Origin of the sequence: uncultured Dialister sp. (genome assembly GCF_937959425.1) — a bacterium.
GTDB lineage: Bacteria > Bacillota > Negativicutes > Veillonellales > Dialisteraceae > Dialister.
Map to the genome: position 1 here is coordinate 1 of NZ_CALGPS010000072.1, position 6,865 is coordinate 6,865.

Here is a 6,865-nt window from a genome sequence, read left to right on the forward strand (position 1 = left end):
TGTGGTGTCATGTGGCACAATGCTGAGAACCCATAGTTCCCCCGCTTTAGCGGGGGAAAGGTGGTGGCTGGCGCCACCAAAGGGGGGGCCGCTTTTCCTTCGCCCGAAGGGCGGTTGGCTTGTTTTCCCCCGAGCGAAGCGAGTTTGGCCTGTTTTTCCACGGGCGATAGCCCGGTCTTAAAGGTTTTATCAGCCCACCAGCTACCAGCCACCAGCCACTGCGCCGTCAGGCGCCCCCGATCCCGACCCCGACCCCGACCTCAGCCACACGGCAGAACATCTAATCTTCTATCATCTATCGTCTATCATCTATCGTCTATCGTCTATCGTCTATCTTCTTATTTCTCACCCCATTCACCACTATAGCCGCAAAACAGAGCGCCCCTCCTGCCAGGAACGAGAGGGTGACGGGATTTCCATAGTAGAGGCAGGAGAAGAGGAAGCCGAATACGGACTCCATGCTGCTGATGAGGGACACCGTCACGTCGGGCAGGTATTTCTGGGCCCCGTTCTGCAGGGTGAAGGCGGCGGCGGTGTTGAGGATGCCCAGAAAGAGCACTCCTTCCACGCATTCGGTACCGAAGGAAATCACATTTCCTCCCTGAAACAGAAGAAGCACAAGGGACAGGATGGCGGCGGCGGAGAACTGGATGAAGGAGAAGGCAAAAATGTCCATGTCCTTTTTCATGTATTTCCCTACAAATACGATCTGCAGGGTGAAGAGCACCGATGAAACAAGGGTAATCCAGTCCCCCAGCCGGATGTCCCCCTCCCCCTTTGCCGCAATGAGCCCGATGCCCGAGAGGGCCAGGAAACCTGCCACGAAGGACCGCCGCTCCGGCCGCTTCCGCAAAAGAATCCAGCTCACAAAGGGCGTCCAGGCCACATAGGTGGTAAAAAGGAAAGACTGCCGGGCGCTGGTGGTATAGGAAAGTCCCCAGAGCTGCACCGACAGCGCCAGAGCCAGAAGGACGCCTGACAGGGCGCCGAAGACAAAAAGTCCCCTCCCTGCCCGGAGGATTCTCCGGTAAAAGAAGGGAAGAAATAAAAGAGCCACCAGCCCAAAGCGCCAGAAAAGCACTCCCCAGGGAGAAAGGCCGGTCAGGGCCATTTTCCCCGCCACAAAACCACCGCCCCAGATAAGGGCGGTGGTCCAAAGCATAAGACGGGCTTTTTTCTCCGGAGAATGAAAGGTCATGGTATCAGGGTCCTTGTTTGAAAAAGGTTTGTTGTCCCACCGCCTGCGGCCCCTCATCTTATTGTCCCCCACCTGCGGGGGGAAGGTGGTGCGTCAGCACCAAAGGGGGTGGGCCCGCAGGGCCCGCAGGTTGTGAGTGGGAAGGTCCTTAAGTTTGACCGGCCTGTGGCGGTCGGGTTCTTAGGTTTGACGCAGCCTATCGGCTGCGAGGGTTGTGGATTGCCGCTGCACGGCAATGATTATGAAGTCAGCGTTACGGGATCTGCATTTGTGTCACAAGTGCTTCCCCCGTCATTTCGAGCGGAGGTACAAGCCGATATAAATCACATAGTTTCATGGAGCCAATGAAACGGAGCCGAGAAATTTCCTAAAAGAAGGGCTGCCTTGGGGCAGTTAGTTCAGCATAGAGTATCATTTCAACTTGCCACATCGTACACCCCCACGCCACTCCGTGGCCCTCTCTCCACGGGAAAGCGTCTCACGAAATTTTCAGTCGCCTATGGCTCCCTACAAATTTCGTTCGCTTGCCACCCCTAAAGGGGGCGCAAGGCGTTACGGGATTTTCCCTCCTGCTGCTTAAGTCTCGCTATACATTCTGCTGAATTGGCCGCCTTTGGCGGCCTTTCCCCCTTTGGTGCCTTACGGCACCACCTTTGCCCCGTTGGGAAGCGTGTCACTGGATTTTCGGGTCACTGCGTTCCCCTACAAATCCAGTTCCCTTGCCACCCCGCTGTATCGGTCGGGCGACAAAAGGAAAGCGCCCTTATGGGCAGGCTAGGCGCCTTACTTCGCCCGACTTGCACATCCTATGCAGGATGTGCACAGTGGACAATAAAGCTTCGCGAAGCATTACCATCAAAAGTTGCTCTAAATAAAGCACGGGTTGTTGTGCCCCCGCCTGCGGGGGAAAAGTGGTGGCGCAGCCACCAAAGGGGGGCCGCATTTCCCACGCCCGAAGGGCGGTTGTATGGTTTTCCAACGAGCGATGCGAGTTTGGCCTGTTTTCCCACGGGCGACAGCCCGGTTGTATTGTTTACCCAGCCACCAGCTACAAGCCACAAGCCACTGCGCCGCCAGGCGGCCCCGATCCCGATCTCAGCCGCTTCCCGGCTACCTCCTCAGCATGCGGTATCTAAACTTAATTCCTTTAAATCCCGTCACTTTCCTGAAGTATCTGGCCATATATTCGGAGATGATGTAGAAGGCAGGGATGAGGAAAAGGCCGCAGATGGTGGCGAAGGTCATTCCGCCAACCACTGCCACGCCCATGCCGCAGCGGGCACCGGCGCCGGCGCCGGTGGCGAGAGCCAGGGGGAGGCAGCCGATGATGGCGGTGAAGGCGGTCATGAGGATAGGACGGAGGCGGAGTTTGGAGGCGATGACCACCGCTTCCATGGGATTCATGCCCTTATCCACCCGTTCTTTGGCAAATTCCACAATGAGGATGGCATTCTTGGCGGCCAGGCCGATGATCATGATAATGCCGATCTGCATATACACGCTGTTCAAAAAGCCTGTGGCGTTTCCGCCCAGCATGGTGGTGATGGTGCGGATGATGTATTCGGAGAATACGGCGCCGAATATGCCGGTGGGTACGGTGAAGAGGACGGCGAAGGGCATGGACCAGCTTTCGTAGAGGGCTGCCAGGCAGAGGAAGGCGAAGACGAGGGCCATGATAAGAACTTTCATGGTGGAGTTGGAGGAGGTGCTTTCTTCGCGGCTCTGGCCGGACCATTCGATGGTGAAGCCTGAAGGCATGACGCTCTTGGCCGCTTCTTCGGCGGCTTTCATGGCTTCACCGGAGCTGTAGCCGTTGGCGGCGCTGCCCTGGATGGTGACGCTTCTTACGCCGTTAAAGCGGGTAATGGAAGACGGGCCGGTGGTGATGGAGCTGGTGAGGAGGGTATCCAGAGGCACCATCTTTCCGGAGGACGATTTCACGGAAATAAATTTCAAGCTGTCCGCCTGGGAGCGGTACGAGGTATCCGCCTGCACGATGACTTTGTAGGAGCGGCCGAACTGGTTGAAATCGTTGACCTGGGAGCCGCCGAAGTTGGCCTGGAGGGCGGTGAATACGTCGGAGAGGCTGATGCCCAGGTTTTTGATTTTTTCACGGTCTACGGCATACTGGACGCTGGGGGTGTTGGTGGCGTAGCTGGTGCGGACGCCGGAGAGTTCCGGCCTTGCGCTGCAGGCAGCCACCACCTGGTCGGCCACATTGCCCAGTTCCGTATCCGTCAGGCCTACGTTATCCTGGAGCTGCATGGTCCAGCCTCCTTCCATGCCCAGGCCGGGAAGGGCGGGGGTATTGAAGGCGGCCACCCGGGCTTCCGGATGGAGGGGCGCCACGGTTTTGTTGAATTTGGCAATAATGGAGTTCACGCTGAGGTCGGCGGAAGTTCTATCATCCCAGTTGTCCAGGGAAACGTACACGTTGCCGGAGTTGGAGGTAGAGCCGCCGGAATGGGTCATAATGTCCTTCACCCCGGGAATCTGCTTCGTTTCATTGGCAATGGCGTCCACTGTCTTTACGGTCTGGTTGAGGGATGTGCCTTCAGGCATGGTAATGCTGGCCATGAAGAATCCCTGGTCTTCCTCCGGCACGAAGGTGGTGGGCAGCATTTTGTAGAAGACGCCCATGAGGCCTGTCACAAGGATGAGGAATACCGCCGCATATTTCAGGTGGTGAATCATCCAGCCCACGCGGCCGGTGTATTTCTCCCGCCAGGAGTCGAAGGCGCTGTTGAATTTCCGGAAGAACAAGCCCAGAGGCCCGCCCTGGATGCCCTTGTCGTCGGCCTTGAGGAGAAGGCCGCAGAGGGCAGGAGTCAAAGTCAAAGCTACGAAGGCGGAAATGGCCACGGATACGGTGATGGTAATGGCGAACTGTTTGTAGAGCACGCCGGTAACGCCGCCGATGAAGGCTACGGGGATGAAGATGGAGGCCAGCACGGCGGTGGTGGCAATGATCGGCCCCTGCACTTCGCCCATGGCCTTTTCCGTAGCTTCCCTGGCGGATAGGCCGTCTTTAGCCATGTGCTCTTCCACGTTTTCGATGACCACGATGGCGTCGTCCACCACAAGGCCGATGGCCAGCACCATGGCGAAGAGGGTAAGAGTATTGATGGTAAAATCAAGGATGATGAAGGTGGCAAAGGTACCCACGATGGAAACGGGCACCGCCAGTACAGGGATAAGGGTGGTGCGCCATTTCTGCAGGAAGACAAATACCACCAGGATAACCAGCAGCAGGGATTCGACGAAGGTGTCCTTCACTTCGCTGATGGATGCATTGATGAAGCTGGTGTTATCCATGACGATGATGTAGTCAAGGTCCGGCGGGAAACTGTCCTTCGCCTGCTCAAGCACCTGCTTCACCTGGCTGATGGTGTCCAGGGCGTTGGCGTCATTGGTAAGCTGTACGCCGAAGCCAATACCGGTCTTGCCGTTGATTTTGGAGTTGCTGCTTTCGTTCTGGGTGCCTGTCTGGATTTTGGCTACGTCCTTCAGGTACACGAACTGGCCGTTGGAAGCGGATTTCAGGATAATATTTCCAAACTGCTCCGGCGTGGTGAGACGGCCTTCCACCTTGGCGCTGTACTGCTTTTCCTGGATGGCCGGCGCCGGCTGGCCGCCGATGGTGCCGGCAGGAGCGGACACGTTCTGTTCTTTGATAGCGGAAATCACATCTGCCACCGTCAGATTTCTTTCAGCCAGCTTATCCGGATTCAGCCACACCCGCATGGCATAGCTGGAACCGAAGGTATTCACGTTGCCCACGCCGTCGATGCGCTGGATTTTGTCCAGGAGGTAAATGTCGGCGTAGTTTTTCAAAAAGGCCTGGTCATAGGTGCCGTTCGGCGAATAGAGGTTGGCCATGAGCACCATGTCGCCGGAGGACTTGCGTACCGTAAGCCCTGTAGTCTGCACGTCGCTGGGGAGGCTGTTCTTGGCCAGATTCGCACTGTTCTGCACGTTCACAGAGTCCGTATCGCCGTCGCTGGCAAGGTCGAAGACGATGGACAAACTGTAGGAGCCGTCGTTGCTGGAGGTGGATGACATGTAGGACATATTCTCCAACCCGTTCAGTTGCTCTTCAATCACCTGGGCTACCGTCTGGTTCACAATAGTGGCATTGGCGCCGGTGTAGTTTGCGCTCAAACTGATGGTAGGCGGGGAAATCTGGGGATACTGGGCAATGGGCAGGGACAGGAGGGAAATGGTGCCTAGAAGCACGATGATAATGGATATGACGATGGCAAAGATAGGCCGCCTTATAAAGAATTTTGACATGGGAGCCTCCTTACTGCGCCGTTACCGCAGTCTGGGAGGAAGAAGTATCGGAAGACGTCATGGAAAGACCCAGCTCATCGGCATTCGTTTCCGTCACCTTCAGCTCCTGTCCTTCCTTCAGGTTCGTGAGCCCTTCCACCACCACATTGTCATCCTTCGTAAGGCCGCTCTTCACCACATAATAGCTGCCTACCTGGTCTCCCAGGGTGACCATCTTGGAAACGGACTTATTGTCTGCTCCCACCACGATGACAAAGGACTTGTCCAGCACCTGCTGCACCGCCCGCTGAGGAACCAGAATGGCATCCTTCAAAGGCCGCCCTTCGATGGTCACCCGGGCAAACATGCCAGGAAGCAACACGCCGTCGGCGTTATCAAAAACAGCCTTCATGGTAAGAGTGCCCGTACTTTCAGACAATTCCCGGTCCGCCAGATAACTGGTGGAAACCTCTCCGTACTTCTCCCCGTTGCTCAGGGTGAGAGAAGCCTCGGGAGGCCCCAGCCTCTCCCCGCCGTTATCCGGCTTCCCGCCGGTACGGAAATTCAAGTATTCATTTTCACTGATAGAAAACTGCACATAAATAGGATTGATGGAGCCGACAGACACAAGAGACGTATTTCCTGCAGTGGCATAGGTGCCCACACCTACGTCATCCACCGAAAGCTTGCCGGAAATAGGCGCACGAATCACTGTATCGTCCAGATTCTCCTCAGCCTTCTGAAGAAGCGCATTGGCATCATCGTAACTGGACTGATTCGAAGCCACCGTCGCCTCCTGGGTAGTCACCGTCTGCTCCGCAATGGCGCCGGAAGAAAGAAGCCGCTGATACCGTCCCAGATCAATAATGGAATTATTCAGCGCCGTCTGTGCCTTATCCACATTGGAACGGGCCGAAAGCACCGCCGACTCATACTGCCGGTCATCGATCTTGTACAGCGCCTGTCCCTTCTCCACCATATCCCCGCTTTTGAAGTACTTCTCCGTAATGGACCCGGACACCTTCGGCTTAATCACCACCGCATCCATGGACTTCACCTGTCCCGAATAATCATGGTTCACCTTAGTGTCCTGCTGGATAACCTTCATAGCCTTCACCGAGACCGCAGAAGACCGCGGCTGCACCGAACTTCCACAGCCCGTCAGAAAAAAAGTCCCCGCACACATGGCAGCCGCCAAAACAGCCGCTCCTGCCTTCCAATCCTTACGACTCATATTTTTGCTCCTTGAAGAAATGCTTTCTCAATGGAATTCACACAATTTTCTTCCATCTTACCATAAGTGAGACAGTTTGTGAATTTGTGTTTATTATCCGGGGTAATTGTTTGGGAAAAAGTCTATTTCTTCCTTCTATTGTCCCCCGCCTGCCCTCCCAT

The 6,865-nt window shown here is 56.0% G+C and carries 3 protein-coding genes; all 3 read right to left on the bottom strand.

All coding sequences use genetic code 11. From position 1 onward, the window contains the following. Positions 1–316: 316 nt before the first annotated feature. The 3 genes from Q0482_RS02860 to Q0482_RS02870 all read right to left on the bottom strand — a co-directional run bounded on the left by Q0482_RS02860 (position 317) and on the right by Q0482_RS02870 (position 6,704). Entirely contained in the window at positions 317–1,198 is an 882-nt protein-coding gene (locus Q0482_RS02860; RefSeq protein ID WP_299143138.1) for a DMT family transporter, read from the bottom strand. Between the two features lie 1,110 nt (positions 1,199–2,308). Then, entirely contained in the window at positions 2,309–5,491 is a 3,183-nt protein-coding gene (locus Q0482_RS02865) for a multidrug efflux RND transporter permease subunit (RefSeq protein WP_299143140.1), read from the bottom strand. 10 nt (positions 5,492–5,501) lie between these two features. After that, on the bottom strand, positions 5,502–6,704 hold the full coding sequence (locus Q0482_RS02870) for an efflux RND transporter periplasmic adaptor subunit (protein ID WP_299143142.1): 1,203 nt from the start codon (positions 6,702–6,704) through the stop codon (positions 5,502–5,504). Positions 6,705–6,865 lie beyond the last annotated feature (161 nt).

What these genes read in the sequence shown, in the direction of transcription:
- Q0482_RS02860 (WP_299143138.1), bottom strand. Translation starts at nt 1,198, where the DNA reads ATGACCTTTCATTCTCCGGAGAAAAAAGCCCGTCTTATGCTTTGGACC.
- Q0482_RS02865 (WP_299143140.1), bottom strand. Translation starts at nt 5,491, where the DNA reads ATGTCAAAATTCTTTATAAGGCGGCCTATCTTTGCCATCGTCATATCC.
- Q0482_RS02870 (WP_299143142.1), bottom strand. Translation starts at nt 6,704, where the DNA reads ATGAGTCGTAAGGATTGGAAGGCAGGAGCGGCTGTTTTGGCGGCTGCC.